At 60.0% G+C, this 17,387-nt stretch carries 12 protein-coding genes; 1 reads left to right on the top strand and 11 read right to left on the bottom strand.

Features of this window, described 5'->3' with window-relative positions:
* The first annotated feature begins 37 nt into the window (after positions 1-37).
* Positions 38-949, top strand: coding sequence for a LysR family transcriptional regulator (locus LDZ21_RS03320; RefSeq protein WP_244794217.1), 912 nt, complete (start codon positions 38-40; stop codon positions 947-949).
* A gap of 14 nt (positions 950-963) precedes the next feature.
* Here LDZ21_RS03320 and LDZ21_RS03315 read toward each other — a convergent pair whose 3' ends face one another.
* The 11 genes from LDZ21_RS03315 to istA all read right to left on the bottom strand — a co-directional run bounded on the left by LDZ21_RS03315 (position 964) and on the right by istA (position 16,659).
* On the bottom strand, positions 964-2,847 hold the full coding sequence (locus LDZ21_RS03315; protein ID WP_244794216.1) for a polysaccharide biosynthesis protein: 1,884 nt from the start codon (positions 2,845-2,847) through the stop codon (positions 964-966).
* Positions 2,844-3,893: an MraY family glycosyltransferase gene (locus tag LDZ21_RS03310; protein WP_244794215.1), complete on the bottom strand. Its 1,050-nt coding sequence runs from the start codon at positions 3,891-3,893 to the stop codon at positions 2,844-2,846. Before LDZ21_RS03310 ends, LDZ21_RS03315 begins: the two co-directional genes overlap by 4 nt.
* Before the next feature lie 100 nt (positions 3,894-3,993).
* Complete coding sequence (locus LDZ21_RS03305) at positions 3,994-4,947, bottom strand: UDP-glucose 4-epimerase family protein (RefSeq protein WP_244794214.1); 954 nt, start codon at positions 4,945-4,947, stop codon at positions 3,994-3,996.
* The gene (locus tag LDZ21_RS03300) at positions 4,944-5,792 is read right to left on the bottom strand and encodes a glycosyltransferase family 2 protein (RefSeq protein WP_244794213.1); all 849 of its coding nucleotides are present in this window, start codon (positions 5,790-5,792) and stop codon (positions 4,944-4,946) included. The genes LDZ21_RS03305 and LDZ21_RS03300 overlap by 4 nt, the downstream gene beginning before the upstream one ends.
* 1,136 nt (positions 5,793-6,928) lie before the next feature.
* Positions 6,929-7,885 (bottom strand): hypothetical protein, encoded by a 957-nt coding sequence (locus tag LDZ21_RS03295; protein ID WP_244794212.1) that lies wholly within the window; start codon positions 7,883-7,885, stop codon positions 6,929-6,931.
* 769 nt (positions 7,886-8,654) lie between these two features.
* Positions 8,655-9,128, bottom strand: coding sequence for a hypothetical protein (locus tag LDZ21_RS03290; protein WP_244794211.1), 474 nt, complete (start codon positions 9,126-9,128; stop codon positions 8,655-8,657).
* Between the two features lie 691 nt (positions 9,129-9,819).
* A complete protein-coding gene (locus LDZ21_RS03285) occupies positions 9,820-10,485 on the bottom strand; it encodes a nuclease-related domain-containing protein (protein ID WP_244794210.1) in 666 nt (221 codons plus the stop codon).
* Positions 10,486-11,882: 1,397 nt separating this feature from the next.
* Complete coding sequence (locus tag LDZ21_RS03280; RefSeq protein WP_244794209.1) at positions 11,883-12,863, bottom strand: hypothetical protein; 981 nt, start codon at positions 12,861-12,863, stop codon at positions 11,883-11,885.
* A 796-nt stretch (positions 12,864-13,659) separates the two neighbouring features.
* A complete protein-coding gene (locus LDZ21_RS03275) occupies positions 13,660-14,298 on the bottom strand; it encodes a hypothetical protein (RefSeq protein WP_244794208.1) in 639 nt (212 codons plus the stop codon).
* A gap of 52 nt (positions 14,299-14,350) precedes the next feature.
* Complete coding sequence (gene istB / locus LDZ21_RS03270) at positions 14,351-15,169, bottom strand: IS21-like element helper ATPase IstB (protein ID WP_244794207.1); 819 nt, start codon at positions 15,167-15,169, stop codon at positions 14,351-14,353.
* Positions 15,166-16,659 carry an IS21 family transposase gene (gene istA / locus LDZ21_RS03265; protein ID WP_244794206.1) on the bottom strand — a complete coding sequence of 498 codons (1,494 nt, stop codon included), beginning with the start codon at positions 16,657-16,659 and terminating at the stop codon, positions 15,166-15,168. The genes istB and istA overlap by 4 nt, the downstream gene beginning before the upstream one ends.
* Between the last annotated feature and the right edge of the window lie 728 nt (positions 16,660-17,387).

Genomic DNA, 17,387 nt, shown 5'->3' with positions numbered 1-17,387 from the left:
TTCATCCGGCGGCGCGGCCACGACTCCGGACTCCAGCATGGACCGCTTCCTCGCAATGAAAGTGTTCGTGCGCGTCGTCGAATCGGGCAGTTTCTCGAAAGCCGCCGACGCGCTTCATCTTCCACCCGCAAGCGTCTCCCGCACGCTGCAGGCGCTCGAGGCGCATCTCGGCGCGCGGCTGCTCAATCGCACGACCCGCAGCATCAGCATCACCGAAGACGGCGAAGCCTATTTCGACCGGTGCGTGCGCGTGCTCGGCGAAGTCGACGACATGGAAGCGTCGCTGTCGCATTCGAAGCTGAGTCCGAAGGGCAACGTCAAGGTGAGCCTTCCGCAGGTGATGGCGAAGAGCACCGTCATTCCCGCGCTGCCGGAATTCTTCGCGGCGTATCCGGATATCGGCGTCGAATTGCTGCTGACGGACCGGCAGGTCGATCTCGTGGAAGACGCCGTCGATTGCGTGGTGCGCGTCGGCGCGATCGGCGATATCGGGCTGGTTGCGAAGCGTATCGGCGCTTATACGCAGATCACGTGTGCATCGCCGGGATACATCGAGCAATACGGCGAGCCGCAGACCCTCGACGATCTCGACCAGCATCTGGCCGTCGGCTATGTGATGAACAAGTCGGGGCGCGTGCGCAACTGGGAATTCGTCGTCGATGGCGAAACGCGCAGCATCGCGCTCAAACACAAGATTGCGGTCAACGATGCGGATTCATACATCGCGTCCGGGCTCGCAGGCCTCGGGCTCATCCAGAGTTCGAGCTACACGCTCGATCCGTATATGAGAAGCGGCACGCTACGGCGCGTGCTCGTTGAATATCCGACGCATCCGCGCGTGGTGTCGGTGCTGTACGCGGCGAACCGGCATCAGCCGCGGCGCGTTCGCGTGTTCATCGACTGGGTCGCTGATCTCTATTCGCGGCTGCCGATCTTCCAGGAAAGCTGAAGGCGCGCCGCATCTCAGCCAGCCGCTCCGCGCCCCTTCGCCACGCTCTGCAGCACAGGGGCCGCCGCCGTCTGATATTCCGGCACCCAGCGGCGCAAGTCGCGGCGCACTTCATCGTCGGACAACACGCGGTGCTGCATCAGCCACGGCAATAACTCGTCGATGAACGCGTCCGGCACTTCCCGCGCCTGCGCGATGCGCAGCTTCGGATGCGGCGTGCGCGTGGTGGTTTCATCGTCGGCGAGCAGTTCTTCGTAGAGCTTCTCGCCGGGACGCAGGCCGGTGAACACGATGCGAATCTGCCCGTCGCTATAGCCGTAGAGGCGAATCAGATCGCGGGCGAGATCGACGATCCGCACCGGCTGCCCCATGTCGAGAATGAAGATCTCGCCGCCCCGACCCATGCTCGATGCCTGCAGCACGAGTTGCGCGGCCTCGGGAATCGTCATGAAGAAACGCGTAATTTCGGGATGGGTTACGGTGACAGGACCGCCCTTCGCGACCTGTTGCTGGAACTTTGGAATCACGCTGCCCGCGCTGCCGAGCACATTGCCGAAGCGCACGGTTTCAAACTGCGTGCGCGGCGCGGATTGCTGCAACGCCTGACACGTCATCTCAGCGAGACGCTTGCTCGCGCCCATCACGTTGGTCGGGTTGACGGCCTTGTCGGTGGAAATGAGGACGAAGTGGCGCACGTCGTGACGAATCGCCGCGCGCGCGACGCGCAGCGTCCCGAGCACGTTGTTGCGCACGGCTTGCCACGCGTTCTGCTCTTCCATCAGCGGGACGTGCTTGTAGGCCGCCGCATGAAAGACGATGTGCGGCGTGAAGCGCGCCATGGTCTGATCGAGCAGCAGCGAATCTTTCGCGTCGCCGACGACCGGCACCACGGATAGCTCCGGAAACTTCTCGTGCAACTCTTCGATCAGGCGATACATCGCGTATTCGCTGAGGTCGTAGGCGATCAGTTGCGCAGGCGAGAAGCGCAGAATCTGGCGGCACAGTTCGGAGCCGATCGAGCCGCCCGCGCCCGTCACCATCACGACGCGTCCGTGCAGCAGTTGCTCGACGTGCGGCATGTCGATTTTCACGGGCTCGCGGCCGAGCAAGTCTTCGAGGTCGATTTGCCGCACGCGCGACAGGAAACCGCCCTCGCCTTGCGTCAACTGACTGAGCGCGGGGAGGACCATCACCTTGACGCCTGCGCGCACGCAGAGTGTGGCGACGCGGCGTTGTTCGTCGACGGAAGCCGAGGGAATCGCGATGATTGCGTATTCGGTCTTGTACTGCTCCGCGACCTTCGACAGATCGCCGAACGAGCCAAGCACCTTGTGGCCGAGCACTTCGCGGCCTTGCTTCGAAGGATCGTCATCGAGCAGGCCGACGAGACGCCACTCCGACGAACGCGCCAACTCCCGCGCGAGCATCGCGCCCGCCGTGCCCGCGCCGAGCACGATCACAGGCTTGCCCTGCCCGACGAGTCCGCCGTACAGATAGAACTCCTTCGCCGCGCGATACAGCGCACGCGCGCCGCCCATCGCCAGAAACAAAAACAACGGCTCGACGATGAGCACCGAGCGCGGAATGACGGGCGTCGGCTGAAGCAGCACTGCGCCGATCATCACGACGAGCGCGCCGACCACGACCGACTTCGAAATTCGCATGAGGTCCGGCAGGCTTGCGAACACCCACATGCCGCGATACAGGCCGAAGACGCGGAACATGACGCCATAGACCGGCAGAACCCAAATAAGCGCGATGAGCGCGCCGTGCTGGAACAGCGTCGGCACGGCCCCGTTGAAGCGGATCAGGTAGGCGGCGAGCCAGGTCGCGGCGACCGCCACGAGATCGAACGTGAAGGCGCCTGCGGAAAGCCACGATGCTTTGAATCGAATCATCCGCGTCCACCTCGAGATTGTTCGGATATGAGCGCCCGATGACGCCGCCAGCTTGCATCGACAACCAGTCCCGCCACCGCGACGGCGATCGCCCAGCCTGCCAGTGCTATCCATTGCGCCGCCGGCGACCAGGCCAGCGCCAGATTGGCGAGCGCGACGCTTGCGAGCATCAGCACGTACCAAACAATTGCCGTCCGCGCGTGGCCAGCCCCCATCTGCACCATGCGCTGGTAGTAATGCTCGCGATGCGCCTGCCAGAACTTCTCGCCGCGCGCGAGCCGTCGCAGCAGCGTGACGGATGCATCGGCGATGAACGGCCCGAAAACGAGCGCTGGGAACCACACTGGCCACGTGCCCTTCAGCCAGCCCCAGTAGCCGAGCGCGCCTGCAAGGAATCCTAGGGGAATCGACCCCGAATCGCCTAGGAAAATCCGTGCCGGGTGGAAATTGAAGAGCAGGAAGCCCGCCGCCGCCCCGGCGATGGCCGCGCTGGCGATGCCCAGATCGATCTGCGGCACCGGCCCCGACAGCGCCGCCACTGCATAACCGCCGAAGCCGAACAGCGCCATGCCGCCCGCGAGGCCGTCGGAACCGTCCATGAAGTTGTAGAGATTGACGAGCCAGACCATCAGGAAGCCGACGGCCGCGAGCGCCCACCACGGCGCGGGCGCGGGGTTCGCCACGATCAGCACGGCGACGGCGGCGACGTGCGCGCCGAAGCGGACGCGTGCGGGCAGGCCCCGGCGGTCATCGATCTGCGATACGGCGGCGAGCGCGGCGGCGAGCAGCGCGGCGAGCCACATCGAGCGCGTGAGCGCCAGCATCGCGATGATCGAGACCGGCACGATGCCCCATCCGCCGACACGCGGTGTCGGGCGCGTGTGCAGTGAACGATCGTTCGGGATGTCGGTGGCGAGCCGCCAGGCAAGGCCGGTGCGCAAGAGCTGAGAGAGAATCAGCGCGCAGATCGCCAGCGATGCCGCCGCGACGCACGCAGCGGCGATCCACGGCGAATCGACGACGAAAGGGGACAGCGGGGCACTCATTTCCCGGAATTGCCTGCGTTTATGTTCTTTTGAATAGCCGAATCATGCCGCTTTCCGGCCGATCGGCGTGTTACTGCCGCCTTTCCGTTGTTACGGGAAGTTAGCTTTTTTCCGAACGCTGCTCGTTCCTGAGAAACCAGGTGGCGGTGGAGGCCAATCCCGCATCCAGCGAGGACGGAGGCCGCCAGCCTAGCACATCGCGGATGTAGGACGAATCCACGCGCAAGCTGCCCGTAAGGCGTTCGATCTGCGCCATTTTGCCTGTCAGCCGCCCCGCAGCTTTCAGGATGCCGACCGGCACCGGCAGCAGGCGCGCCGGCCGATCCAAATGATGCCCGAGCCGGCGCGCCAGTTCGGCAACGCCGGGGTCTTCACCATCTGTGACGTGGAAAAGCTGATTCGCGGCGCGCGGATGTGTCGCGCATTCGACGATCGCGCTCGCGAGGTTGTCGACGTAGACGAGGCTTCTTCGGGCTGTCACCGCGCCGATCGGCAGCGGCATACCTTTCGCGATGGCGCGCATCAGCGCCAGAAAGTTCGCGCGCACTTCGGGACCGTAGACGAGCGGCGGGCGCACGATCACAATTTCCATCCCCGTGCGTGCTCCGAATTCCTGCAGCATGACTTCTGCTTCCGCTTTCGATACGCCGTACGGATCGGGCGGACGGCGTTCGTCGGTTTCCGTGAGCGGGTGGCCGTCGTCAAGTTCGGCGAGCGCCTTGATGCTGCTCACGAAGACGAAACGCGTCGCGCCGGCGCGGCGGGCGGCATCGGCGGTTTTGAGCGCGCCATCAACGTTGACGGCGCGGAAGGCGGCGAGCGGGTCGGTGGCGGCGTCGTTCATCACGTGGACTCGCGCGGCCAGATGGATCACCGATGCGCAGCCTTCGAAGACGGCGGGCGCGATAGCGTCGAGCGATTTCACTTGGACGGTGTGCGGGCCCGTGCTCTGACGAACGATGCCGAGCGGTTCCCTGCCCCCATCGAGCAACGCGCGCGTGACCGCACGTCCGACGAAACCGTTCGCCCCCGTGATGCCGATGCGCTCCCTCATAGCCACTTCCAGCCGAAACGGTTGAAGAACTTGTACGCCGACGCGATGAAGAGCTTGATGTGCGTCCAGCCCTTGCCGGCTGCGTCGCCGCCATGATGCAGCACGCGCACGGACGGCACGTAGGCTACGCGAGCGACGTCGTGCGCGCGCAGGCTCAGATCGTAGTCTTCGAAGTAGAGGAAATAGCGCGGATCGAAGCCGTTGAGCTTTTTCAGGACCTCAGTGCGAAAGAGCATGAAGCAGCCGCTGACGATGGGCGGGTCCCAGACGATGTTTTTCTCGCCGATCACGTCGCGCATCTCGTATCTTGCTAGTCGCCGTTCAAACGGCTTCCTCAGGCTTCTCGGGAGGAAGCCCCGAACGAAGAGGTCAAAGACCGTGGGGTACCGGCGGCAGAGATATTGCCGGCTGCCGTCGTCTTCGATGATCTGCGGCGAAAGGAGGCCGACTTCCGGGTGAACGTCCATGAACGCGAGCGCGTGGGTTAGCGCGTCGACGTCCAGTTCGATGTCGGGGTTCAGGATTAGATGGTAACGGCTCGACATGCGCTCGATGGCCAGGTTGTGACCGCGGCCGTAGCCGACGTTGCCCTGGCCTTCGATGACGTGCGTTTGAAGCCGAGTTTTGCCGGCAACCTCGGACAGGTTGAACCCTTCGTCCGTTCCGTTGTTGATCAAATACAGCGGCGCAGACGCGCTGAGATCAGCGGGAAACATACAATGCAACGCGTTATCGAGCGTAATCAGCGTGCGTTCGAGAAGCTGCCGATGCGGCCGGTACACAACGAGGGATACGCTTATCAATTGAGCTGAGCTTGCGCTGGCGTATTGGGGGGTCAACTGCATCCTTAGCGACTGAGTTCTGAACGCGCCACCCTACTGTCGGACGACGCAGCCGACATTTTCCCTGAAATGGGCCGCGTGTAGGAAATAATCGAACGCGGCTAATACCGGCGGGATGATGCGCCGCCTCTGTCGAAGCCTGCGAACCCCGATATTTCCCACAAAGTGCTCGTCTTGACGCTCTTCCATACGTTAGTCAATTTTCGCCCAGAGCAAATGCCTGGGAGCATGCAGCGTATGAGGGTTGTGGCTATGGCAAGCACACGGTCTGCTCTCTCTGATTGGCATGACGCGACTTTCACCGCGTCACCATCACGTTGAAAGAACGACGTATGCCTCGGAGCTCCGATGTGGAGGGACGATTTTGAACAGGTGGACCCAGCGGTTCAGATGGTGCCGACTTTGATTCGACGCAGCAAGTCCCTTGACGTACTCGCTGGTTTGACTTCAACTCTTTTTCGGATCCTTTGGTGTCGATCACAGCGAGCAATACACCTGATATATTCCGGTCGTTCTTTTGGGTAAGAATTGGAATCTTCCGAGACCAGCAAGATGCCTCAGGTTCCAACACAAAGTAGCTCCGTGCGGTGACGCCTACGCCTCGCTTCCCCTTTCACGATGGAATTGCACGCACAATGACTCCATCACTGGTGCGCCACAAAACTCATGCAAACAACGACGCGGACGTGCGCCGTTGTTATAAGCGTTTAACGCCGCAGCCGGCGTACTCTTTTTGCTCTTCGCTAACAGCGTGCAGCGCAAATTCGTTAAATTAATGCGCCTGCGGCTTTGGGGCGCTGCTTCCGCGAGGGCCTGCGGAGCCTGAGTGCTGCCGGACACACGCGTGCTATGACTGGCAGCTCTCAACGAAAAGGAGGAGCGACTGAGGATACGTCCGCGCGGACGCCCCGATCAGCTTCGTACTCGCCCGGGACCGATCGCAATCCGTTCAACCATTATCGCCAGGGACGGCTGCGCGACAGTAAGCCCGCTCCTCCAAATAGCATGAGCGCAAACTGCAGTGAGCGACATACCGGACCGGTCGAAGGCAACGAACGCGCGGCGCTACACTCGGAACCATCGATATTCAAGACACACGCCACGTAAGTATCAATGCCTAACGGCGACACAATCGCCCGCTACCCAGCCACTCGGGATATCTGAGACTTCACGTGTAGCCAGATTGACAACTGCCGTTCGAGATATTTGCGAAACTTGCTATCGCCATTGCGTGCAAGGGTAGTAACTGTATTGGCTGTCGCATGCCGCCAATGGCCGAAAACAAGCACGGTGTCGTTTCGCTTGAGCTTATGTAACCATTCGGCTCGACTGGTCCATGCCGTCGCGTGCGCGAGTTCTCCTACCAGCGGGTCACGAGAATATGGCTGCGCTGCTGACGGCTTCATATGCAAAACATACAAACATCGACCATGTCTTTCGATAGTCTCAATATTGGATACCGTGCCCACCAAAGTGACTGGGAAAGAAGTTGCAGTCTTACCAAGCCAACGATAGGCTGTGAGAAACCGCGCTTGCTCGTAATAGAAATCTTCCCAATTCACTGATGTCCCATTAAAGACGAATTCGAGACGGTCTCTGAGATCGGAATCGCTCGCACACAAACTCCGAAGCTCGATAACTCGCTTCGCCGCGTTGATGTACGCCGACAGGAAACGGCGCGAGTCGCTTGAAAAAAACGCACTGCCGTCCCCTGCCATATCGGCCTTGCGAGACATTATCGAACGCATTGGATGCGCGTCCGCGTTGCGTATATCGTCGATTGCCAGGAGACGAAAACGATATTGTCCTCGTTCAATGGCCTCCAAAAGACCAAACGAACGACGCGCAATGACTTTCAGTTGCTCCTCGACATCGAACATGCAGCGCTCGTTATGCGCCACCTTCGGAAACAAGCGGAAATACGCCTTGACCGAGTAGGCTTTGCCCCGACTCTCGCGTGCGTGCTGCGGAACGTAGCTGACGGGCGCGCTGCAATACACACATCTCAACGGCGGAGCCTCTTGGAGAGAACCGATCGTCTCGGCGGAGACTTCTTGCCCGTCCATTGTTGATGCCACCCACATTCTTGCAGCCATCTTTTTCCCTTCCTTCTTCCTTTGCGAGACACGGTGAAGACCGCGCAATGACGCGATGATCAGGTGCCACTTCGTTTTCTTTCAGCGCGGACGAGTTAACCCAAGCGTCTATGCGTGCACAAACTTCGACACGGATTCGCGGGGCGTTCCGGAAGATTCCCGACGACGGCTCGCTTGGTGACGCCTCGGCTGGCAACTTCCGCCAGCGATCGCGCTAGCCCGGCGCCCCTCTTCTCCGCGCGATACTGTTTCACGGTAAGGTCGCGTCGCTGCGCTTCGGTTGTGGCAGCGGTGACGGTGGCGAGCGTCCCGTTGCCAGCGAACGCCGCTCGTCAAACAACGGCAACTGGATGTGTGGGCACCGGAGGCACTTTCGCCCCTGAATCTCCATCTGCGTGGGGCGGTCGAATCCCTACCCTCGGAGGCCGGGCAAAGCAGAGCATTCCGGGTTAAGTACGCCGACTACCGAGGCTGGACAACGCCTTAGAGATTGACGTTCAGAACATTTCCTTGCTGGAGCAACGAAGGGCTCGCTGCGGCGCAGGGCCCGACGGCTATGACGACCGGAACACTCAGCAAGATCTGAGTGCCCGGATTGCTTATATCCGTAAGTGGTGCCGGCGGAATCGCCAGTCGTTAATGAGGCAGACCACGCCAGGCGGCGTGGTCTGTACAAACAACGTCGATCGACACTGAAACCAACGTCGCGTCGACGAACGGCTGAACCACTGCTAAGAGCAAGCCAATAACGCAAGCTTCAGCATCATCGTCACGTCGATTCGTGATCACCCGGAAAGCACATATGTCCGATGACGAACAGCGCCACCGATGTGACGCAAAGCAACGCGGTTTCGACGATGACACGTGCGTCCCAGTTCTTGCTTGACTGAACCAGGTAGCACGCGCCGATCAACGAGAAGGCACTCAGCATATGGGCGAAGCGCCTGTTGAGTTGCCGTTGAGCGCGATTGGGAGTAGCGACACTTTTGAGCATCGTCACTAGACGCTCACCGAAAGGCAGCTTGTCCCCCACGGCAAATTCGCCGTCGGGGGCGCCTGTAACGCGATAGATGACGCCGTCTAGCGAAACTCGAATTGACGTGCGGCGCTCTGTCTTTTCGAGTTCGGTAAGCATCGCGCTCAAGCGCGGCGGCAGCAAAATGCGGAATGACGGCTGAACGACAACGCGGTCGGTCAGGATCAAGCCACCCGCATAGCGGACTTCTAGTACGGCGATTTTCATAAAGCCTCCTTGGCTAAGAAAGTAGCGGCCTTCGGCGACGTGCCGAGCCAGACTACGGTGGTGAAATTGGACAGCGGTGGATCGTGCGCGACGTATAACCGGTCGCGCAGAGAGCCAGCGTGGCGGGGAGATGCTGAAAACGGTGACGAGCAACGTCCTGCGACCGCGCGTGCGCAGGCGTGGCCGTTGAACAGATATCTGTTTTTCATGCGAGGCAAGGCGTTCGTTCCTGCCAAAAGCGCCCTCGACTTGCACGAGAACACGAAGGACGACGGGGCACGGAGACCAGCGCTCGGATACAACGATGGGAAACGATGGCGGGTCGCTCAACGAGCTCGCGTGCGAACCGGGAGAGGGACTCCCCCGAGAGGCCAGGTATAAAAGAAGTGGCAAGCGCGCGTCAGTCGTGCGCTTGGCTAAGGTCGATGCGTGAATACGCGGTGGGTCCAACCAATATAGCGCGCCCATTGGACGGTTTTCGCTGGAAAGCTTCGAAATAACGGCGTCTTTTCAGTCTGAAGGCGGATATCGATGCCACAGAGCGGGCGGCTCGAGCGGCGGTTGCCGTTCGAGGGCGATAGAGCTCCGTTGGCCCGACGCCGCGCCACGGGCAACGTTCGAGGGTTGGCCCGGGTTCAACGTGGCGGCCGCAGCGCTGCGATACAACGAAACAGCGATTCGGGTGGCGGTATCACGGGCGCGTGCGCCTGCGAGAGCAAAACCAGTCGATATGGGAAGCAAGGTTGTCCGCATCCAAATAGCGCCGATGCGTTGCGCGGAAGCGGTTCAACCTCGTGCGCAGGAAGTAGTGCAAGTCTGGCAAGGTCAAGACGCCATCCGGCACGCTCGGATGCAGGCTGCAGCCCGCTTCGCCTAGAACGGCGATACTCTCGACCGGACATTCGTGTTGAGACAGCACCAAGCGCAAATGCCGCACGGCCGGCTTCGCTCGGCGCAGCGGCGACGTATGAATCGTCACGTCGCCGCGGTCATCGACGACGGTAAGTTCATCTTCGTTGGTTCCCGGTTTGATCAGGCCTGTCCAGTGGAAGTGGTTCACCACGAACACGCCAAACGGTGTGATCGCGAGGCAATCAATCTGGGTTGTCGGGTTCTTGGTCCCCGGTGCATGTTCGAGTTCGATTGTATGGCGCACATGAACCCGGCCATCGCACGCATGCTGAAAGATCTGGGCAATGCGCATCAGCAACGCGCGGCTCACGCGTTGACGGTTTTTCGCTCCGTTGGTCGCCTCTGTCCTTGTCCTGCCGGAATGGCTGAAGGTACCGTCGGCGGCGCTGGCCGTCTCGTTTGGTAGGTCGTGCGTCGGCATTCCGTCTTGGTTGTGCTTTCTCATTTGGTCCCTCAGCTTTCGTTGATGGATGGACTTCCAAGGCAGGTCATCGCATGCCACTGCGATCTTATTTGCAAGTCAGGCCGCCTATCGCGCGGCCACGTCTGCCGGCATAACTCGACCGGGCATCACCGAGTGACGCCGCGAGCGGTAACAGGCGAATAAGATGATGGGTAGGTTGCGCTACGAAACACCGCCGGGCGAACCTACGCGCATTGACACACGTGCGGCTCGCTCTCCAGCAGCAACCTTCGCAATGCCGCGATGCGTTGCTGCTGAGTTGGAATGAGGCAAGTCTCTTGCTTGATTCCCTCGAGCCGTGCGAGCCAATAAGACTGAGGCAGGTACGCAGGTAGAGACGGGCCGTGAGTGCCAGCGACGTGGCGAATCACCGCTTCAAGATGTCGGATTTCGGCGTCCGCGCACCGCGCGGGCAGACGTACCGTCGGGGACGCTACGTTGAGGGCAGCCGGACTTGTTGATCCTGCTAGGCGTTGCCGGAGGGAACGCCCGGGCGCTGCGCGCACTGGCGTGCGAGTGCGTTTGCGTTCGGACGGGTGTTCCGTCGAACCGCGACTATCAGTGAGTCTTGCTCGTTGGGGGGAATACGCGTGGCACAAACGTTTCTGTATTGGCATGTCTGCAATGGATCCGGTTGGGACAAATCCAGCATGCCTGCTACATCGAAAAGTCAAGGCAGCGCCTCGGCTTGGCGACAGACGGTTGCAGAAAGCTAAAATGGCGCCTGCCAAGCGCGGTAGCACACAGCAGAAAGCTCTCGCCTTATGAATCGATGGTCAAGGCGATGCGAAACAAGGAGGCGGCGCCATGCGAAAGGGCTGCCGTCCCTTAAAGCGACGAGGAACGTCGGCCGCGCTTAGCAGTTCTGCGGCGTGCACGGTGTTGCCTCGAAAATCCACTCAACGCACTTCTCGCTTGCCGCACGTTCCAACGAATTGCATACGCGATAACTTGCTCGGAAGGCATAGATCCTTCCTTTCATCGTCCCAAGACGTGATAGTCCGTGATAGACAAGCGCCGCGCGCCATCACGACATCGTCAGCATGCCTACATTCTTCGAAAAAACTGCCCACGGACCGTTCCGCACCGTAATAGGCGCCCGAGAGGTTGGTGACGTAGAGAGAGATATCAGAGGGTTGTTGTCGAGCTACATAAATCCACGCTCCTTCGCCTGCTCATATCAAGGCTACGACGGCAGGCATTGAGCGGGGGATGCGACGAATTGTCGGGCAATACACGATCTCGCGAACGATTCGAACGCGAGCGAAGATGGACGCACATTTGTCAGCCGCAATGCGGAGGGCGAGTACGGCCGTGACACCTCGTGCCTTTGCGCCTGCGACGGCGCGGCGAATGGGTCTGGATAGACGCGGCTGGAATCAGCCGCGCAGGCCGTTCGGACGCGCCATAACGGGGCGCGGCGTGCCGAATATTTCGCGCATCAACTCGACGTACTCCACGTCTCTGACGCGCTTCTTCAGAACCTTGCTGATTGCCTGCTCGATCTCACGGTGGTATTTGAGAACCAATCCTGGATCTTTACATTCGACAACAAGCCGATTCGGACCTCGTCCCTTCTTAATCCGGATACGCCTGAACGAGCTCGCCGGCCGAATATCTTCGTCGTTTAGTTCCGACAAGATGTTGTCAGCAGTGCGCCCACCTACACCGTACATTGAGTCCTTAAATCGCGCCCGCAAAAGTAGTTCGTCGAGGCCGACTTTGCGCTTGAGCGCAAGCAGTTTTCGGCCGACCGAAAAGGTCAACGCTTCCTCATGGAATAGATGGCGGATGGAATCGGGCAGCGCCCGGATGGCAACGGCGTCGCTGATATTTCGTCGCGATATACTCAGTGCCTTCGCGCATGCACTGAAAGAATTCCATTCTCCTTGTGTCACCCCAAGGTGATAGCGGTCAGAGATGTTTTTCGGGAGATCTAAGGTGCGGGACACGATCTTCTCTGGATCTTGTCCAGACCATCGCAGCATTTTCTTTGACTCCAGTGCTTGCCCTTTGACGATACTCAACACCGTCCTTTTGGAGTGTTTTGCGCCGGAAGCCCCACTTCGCTCGATACGGCCTAGGACCGTGCTAAGGCCATCGCGACGGATCGTGTAGCGAATAACGCGGACTGTATGGCTGCTGATGTCGATGTTATCTTCGAACAGGTCAATAATCTTTTCAGGGAGTTCGTGAAGCTGCATCGCCATTGACAAGTCGCCTTGACTGACGCCGAGCGCATTCAACGCGCCAAGTTGTGTAGTCCATTTTCCTTCAGCCAGTCCTTCGCGATAGAGCTGCGCGAGGCGCAAGCAACTTCGACGGCTGATCAATCGATACGGCCTTTTTGAACGGCTCATTATGGTCTCCTTTGAATCGAGCGACCGGATCATTGCATACTGGAAGCATCAATGCGCAACTAATTTTTCCAATTGAAGTTGGAATTCCATAATCAAAGGCGAAAGGCGCATAAAAACATGCGTCTTTCGCTTCGAACCGGTGAAAAGAGGTATAAAAACCCCCCTCTTTTAACTGATGTCAGTCACTGCACTGCACTGCAAATAGCCCGACGCAGGTTGACCGGACGGCAAGCGCTCGTATTAGCCTGCGGGTGCGAGCGATGGCTTGACGCATGCAGCTTGCGCTCGGCTACGAGTCGCGTTAGACTTCGCAAACTGCAGTTCTCAAATGGCACGCTTGTATCGTAGCGTCGCCGTCACAGCCCCCTCCGCTTTCGTCGTTGCACGCCCCCACTTCTCAAGTTGAACCGTAAGACCCGGGCTGAGAGGGTTCATCCGGATAACGCCCCTTCGCTCGCGCTCGCACGAACTCCAACCCTATGATTTCAAACGGGTAAAGAGCGAATATTGCGAAATCGACTCGGTGCATTCAGACGCTCGAACTTCACATCGGCAGCTTACAAATTGCTTCTTCACACGCATGTGGCCGCATAAGATTCTTGGGCGGGATGCAATGAAGCGTTCCAAATGCCCGCCGTGTCGTTACTGGCGCCACCGTCCCGGCGAGGCCTCGCGAATCTGCGAGCTGATGCAATGGTTGGGCAGTCGACCGGTGGCGGGACTGCGCCGATCTAAGCAACCGACTTGGCCAACCATTGCGCGCGCGGCTCTCGTTAGGCGCAAAGCCGGTACTTGCCTACGCCTCAGCCACTTCCTCGTCCCAATCACGACACCCCTGCCGGATGCGTGCACTGATCTGGTTGACATCGAAGAAGGACCACTGCACCCCAACGAACGGCGCATACCTTTGTCGCAGGAACTGGTCGACTTCGTGAAGTTTCATGATTGAAGGGGGAAGGTCGAAATCGATCTTGCATGCCTCCTCGGTTGTAATGGCGATGGCCTCGACAGGGCACTTAATATCGGCCAATAGCGCGGACAGGAAATGCACGACTGGCGCGGCTTGCCAAAGGGGACAGCGAATGGCGTGCTCCGTGTCGGCCTCGGTGACGAGCAGCTCATTTGCTTTTGTCGTCAAGCTTAGCGTTCCGACCGACCGAATGTGCGTGATAACGAACACCCCGAAGCGAGTAACAGCCACGCAGTCCGCGCCTGCCGCCCCGCCGGAGAATCCCTGACTGGTCTGAACCATCATGTGTTCGAGCAACGCATAGCGGTTCAGTAGCAACGGAGCGAAAATTGCGCGGAGCTTGCGCGAGAACTCGGCGTATTCGCGCCGGCGTTGCCTAAGCGAAGGCTCCTGTTGATAACCCTTGGGGTACCCGAGGTACGCCTGCGTTGGAAAAAAGGCGGTATAGACAGCGTCAAGCAGCACGGCCGATCAGCGACAATTATTTTGGCCGGTCAACGGGTGTAGTTGTCGCTGGCTAATTCATAGTTGTCGCGCCTCCATCGTAATTGTCGTCGGGTAATTGTCGCCGGCGCGCGCTCTGTTTGTCGCTGGCCTTTCGACGGCGATAGCTTTCTACATTCAGTTCGAAGATCGTCGAGTGATGGACGAGCCGGTCGATGGCTGCGACCGTCATGCCGGGGTCGGGGAACACGTCATTCCAGCCAGAGAACGGCTGATTGGCCGTTATTAAAAGACTTTTGCGCTCATACCTCTCGGCGATCAGTTCGAACAGCACACTGGTTTCGGCCTGGTCCTTGCGCGCGTACGACAGGTCGTCCAGGATGATGAGATCGAACCGATCGAGCTTAGTGAGCGCGGATGGAAGTTGCAGACTCTGGCGCGCGGCCTGGAGCTTCTGTACGAGCTCGCTGGTGCGCGTGAACAGCACGCGATAGCCGACGTCGATCAAAGCATGTCCGATGGCCGAACCTAAATGACTTTTGCCGCCACCGGGCGGCCCGAACAGGAGAATCGTGGCACCTTTGTCCAGCCACGAATCTCCGGTAGCCAGCGCAGTGACATGCGCCTTCGAGACCATTGGCACCATGCCGAAGTCGAAGGTGGCCAGCGTCTTGGTCGGGTCCAGATGCGACTCGGTCCGGTGCCGCTCGATGCGTCGTTTGGCACGTTCGGCCAGCTCATGCTCGAGCAGCGCCCCGAGCAATCGCGTAGCCGGCCAACCTTCCTTGTCAGAGCGCTCAACGAACTCGGGCCATAACCTGCCGATCGTCGGCAGGCGTAACTCGTTCAGCATCAGGGCCAGACGGCCGTTGTCATGGGCAGGGATGTTCATGCTGCCACCTTGTCGAGCAGCTCGTCATAGACCGCGACGGGCGGCATCTCGACCACCACCTCGGGACATAGGACCTGACGTGGCGCGAATTCATCGCGCAACTGCTTCAGATCGGGCAGTTCGCCTGCTTCGAGCAAGACGTCCAGCCGCTCGGCCAGCAACGCTTCAACGCCATGGTGTCCTGCGAGTTCGAGCAGCCCCACGATCGTCTTGCATGCCTGACGTTGCGTCAGTTGCGCCTCCAGCCTCTCCCAGGTTCGGCGGTAGGCCTCACGGGGAAACAGCGCGTCGCGAAACGCAAACCCCCTGAACGCCTGCGGCTTGCGCTTGAGTGAATCGATGAAGTGACGATAATCCAGCGCGTGGCGGTTGTCCGCTGCACGGGAACCTCGCGCGGTGCTGTGCACCGGCGCACCGGACAGGTAACAGTCGAGCCGGTCACCATAGATCCGAACCTTCAGCCGGTGGCCGATTAGGCGCGACGGCGCGCTGTACAGGATGCCCCGCACAGTGAACGTGCTGCAGCGGGTCACGAGCGCTTCTTCCTCGGCGAAGTCAGTGGTGCGACGTTCAGGCAAATCCTGCAACTGTGCGCGCTCAATACGAAACGCCGCAGCGTTGCGCCGGTTTCGGCGCATCACCACCTCACGGATGAATTCATCGTACGCAGCCCGGTCAGCGAACTCGCGATGGCCGCGAAGCATCAAGGCCTGGTCGACCGCTTCCTTCAGATACCGATGCGAGGATTCCACGCTGCCGTTCTCGTGACCCAGGCCACGATTGTTGCGCGTGCCCTCCATGCCGTAATGGTCAAGTAGCGCTGCGTAACGCTTCGTGAAGTCCTCCTGCTCTGTCAGATTCTTGAAGGCAGCCGACAGGCTGTCAGAGCGATGTTCGCGCGGGCAACCGCCGGCCTGCCATAGCGCGTTCTGCAATCCCGCTGCGAGGGCCTCGAAACTCTCGCCACCCTCAACAACGTTCGCGTACTCCCAGCGCGAGAACGCCAGCACGAAGTGATACAGCCGGTGACCGAATGGGGCGCCGCCGATCGTCACGCACAGCTTGCTCATATCGGTGAAGTCTGACAGTCCGCGCACGCCCGGTTGATGTTCCTGGGGGAAGAACACCTCCTGCGTAGGCCCTTCAAGGGCCCGCCACTGGCGGATACGTCGCTCCAGCGTGCGCCGCATGCTATCGGGATAACGATCCGGGTGATCATCCTGCAGCTTGCGCAGGATCGTGACGCCCATCAGGTGGGGCGCGTTGCGCAGCAGCGGTACGACTTCGCTCTCCCATACGTCGACGAAGGGATCAGCTCGGGTCCGCCATGTTTGCCGTGGTTTCTGAGATGGCAAGGTGGCGTCACGTTCGATGCGGCGTGCCGTACGCACGCTGATACCGGTCTTGGCGGCCGCGACTTCCTGAGAATGCTGTTTGCGCTTGTTCATATAGAGATGAACCTGTTGGTCGGTAATGCGGGTTCCAGACATGAGCTGACCGCTTCTTCTTCAAGCTTCGATCATCCCATCCTAAAGCCCCGTCGACCTGGCGCTGCCGGTGGCTCGTCGTCTCCTGCGGCTACGCCGCCTACGACTCCTCACCACCGGCCAAAACAAGCGTCAACGACCGGCCACGACAATTGTCGCTGCCCAGCGGTAGGCTGCGTTTGAGCGTGCGAGCGGGATCGTCTTGACATTGCAAAGCTCCAGGTCTGCGGTGGTCACAAGTTTTCGATTTATCGTTTCGGGTGCTGCAGAACCAATCTTAGGTTCGACGCCGCGCTTCGGGAGTTCGCAAAGGTCACGATTTCGATAGCTCTTTCAATAAAAAGGAAGAAACATCGCTCGTCAGGCTTGCGTGCCGCTCGAAACGGTCGCGAGGCGGTATGTAGGTGCAGTGCGCACAGGTCTGCGTAGCGCAAACGTGACGTTCAACGCGTCGCAAATGACCGTCGAAGCGAGTGAATTGCTGGCGTCAACCGAATGTGCTCAACCCTTTCGATTAAGCCCAGGCTCCGTTTGTCACGTAGGTCGGCTCACGCGTGTATAGCCGTATGTCCTCGTTGCTTACGCTGCTGAACCTGCGGAAACGCGCTCATTGGATCGCCGCGGTGTGTTCCGGTCGTAACACTGCTCGGGAACGCTATCGGAAGTTTCGGGTTTGAAACGGATGGCGTTTGGGCGATCCGCGAGATTTAAGCAGGCCTCGCTCTTTCCGC

Origin of the sequence: Caballeronia grimmiae, assembly GCF_022879615.1 — a bacterium.
Taxonomy (GTDB): domain Bacteria; phylum Pseudomonadota; class Gammaproteobacteria; order Burkholderiales; family Burkholderiaceae; genus Caballeronia; species Caballeronia grimmiae.
The sequence above is the reverse complement of the archived record's forward strand: the minus strand, read 5'-3'. Positions and strand labels throughout refer to the sequence as shown.

Coding starts and splice junctions, on each gene's coding strand:
- LDZ21_RS03320 (WP_244794217.1), top strand. CDS start 38: ATGGACCGCTTCCTCGCAATGAAAGTGTTCGTGCGCGTCGTCGAATCG.
- LDZ21_RS03315 (WP_244794216.1), bottom strand. CDS start 2,847: ATGATTCGATTCAAAGCATCGTGGCTTTCCGCAGGCGCCTTCACGTTC.
- LDZ21_RS03310 (WP_244794215.1), bottom strand. CDS start 3,893: ATGAGTGCCCCGCTGTCCCCTTTCGTCGTCGATTCGCCGTGGATCGCC.
- LDZ21_RS03305 (WP_244794214.1), bottom strand. CDS start 4,947: ATGAGGGAGCGCATCGGCATCACGGGGGCGAACGGTTTCGTCGGACGT.
- LDZ21_RS03300 (WP_244794213.1), bottom strand. CDS start 5,792: ATGCAGTTGACCCCCCAATACGCCAGCGCAAGCTCAGCTCAATTGATA.
- LDZ21_RS03295 (WP_244794212.1), bottom strand. CDS start 7,885: ATGGCTGCAAGAATGTGGGTGGCATCAACAATGGACGGGCAAGAAGTC.
- LDZ21_RS03290 (WP_244794211.1), bottom strand. CDS start 9,128: ATGAAAATCGCCGTACTAGAAGTCCGCTATGCGGGTGGCTTGATCCTG.
- LDZ21_RS03285 (WP_244794210.1), bottom strand. CDS start 10,485: ATGAGAAAGCACAACCAAGACGGAATGCCGACGCACGACCTACCAAAC.
- LDZ21_RS03280 (WP_244794209.1), bottom strand. CDS start 12,863: ATGAGCCGTTCAAAAAGGCCGTATCGATTGATCAGCCGTCGAAGTTGC.
- istB (WP_244794207.1), bottom strand. CDS start 15,169: ATGAACATCCCTGCCCATGACAACGGCCGTCTGGCCCTGATGCTGAAC.
- istA (WP_244794206.1), bottom strand. CDS start 16,659: ATGTCTGGAACCCGCATTACCGACCAACAGGTTCATCTCTATATGAAC.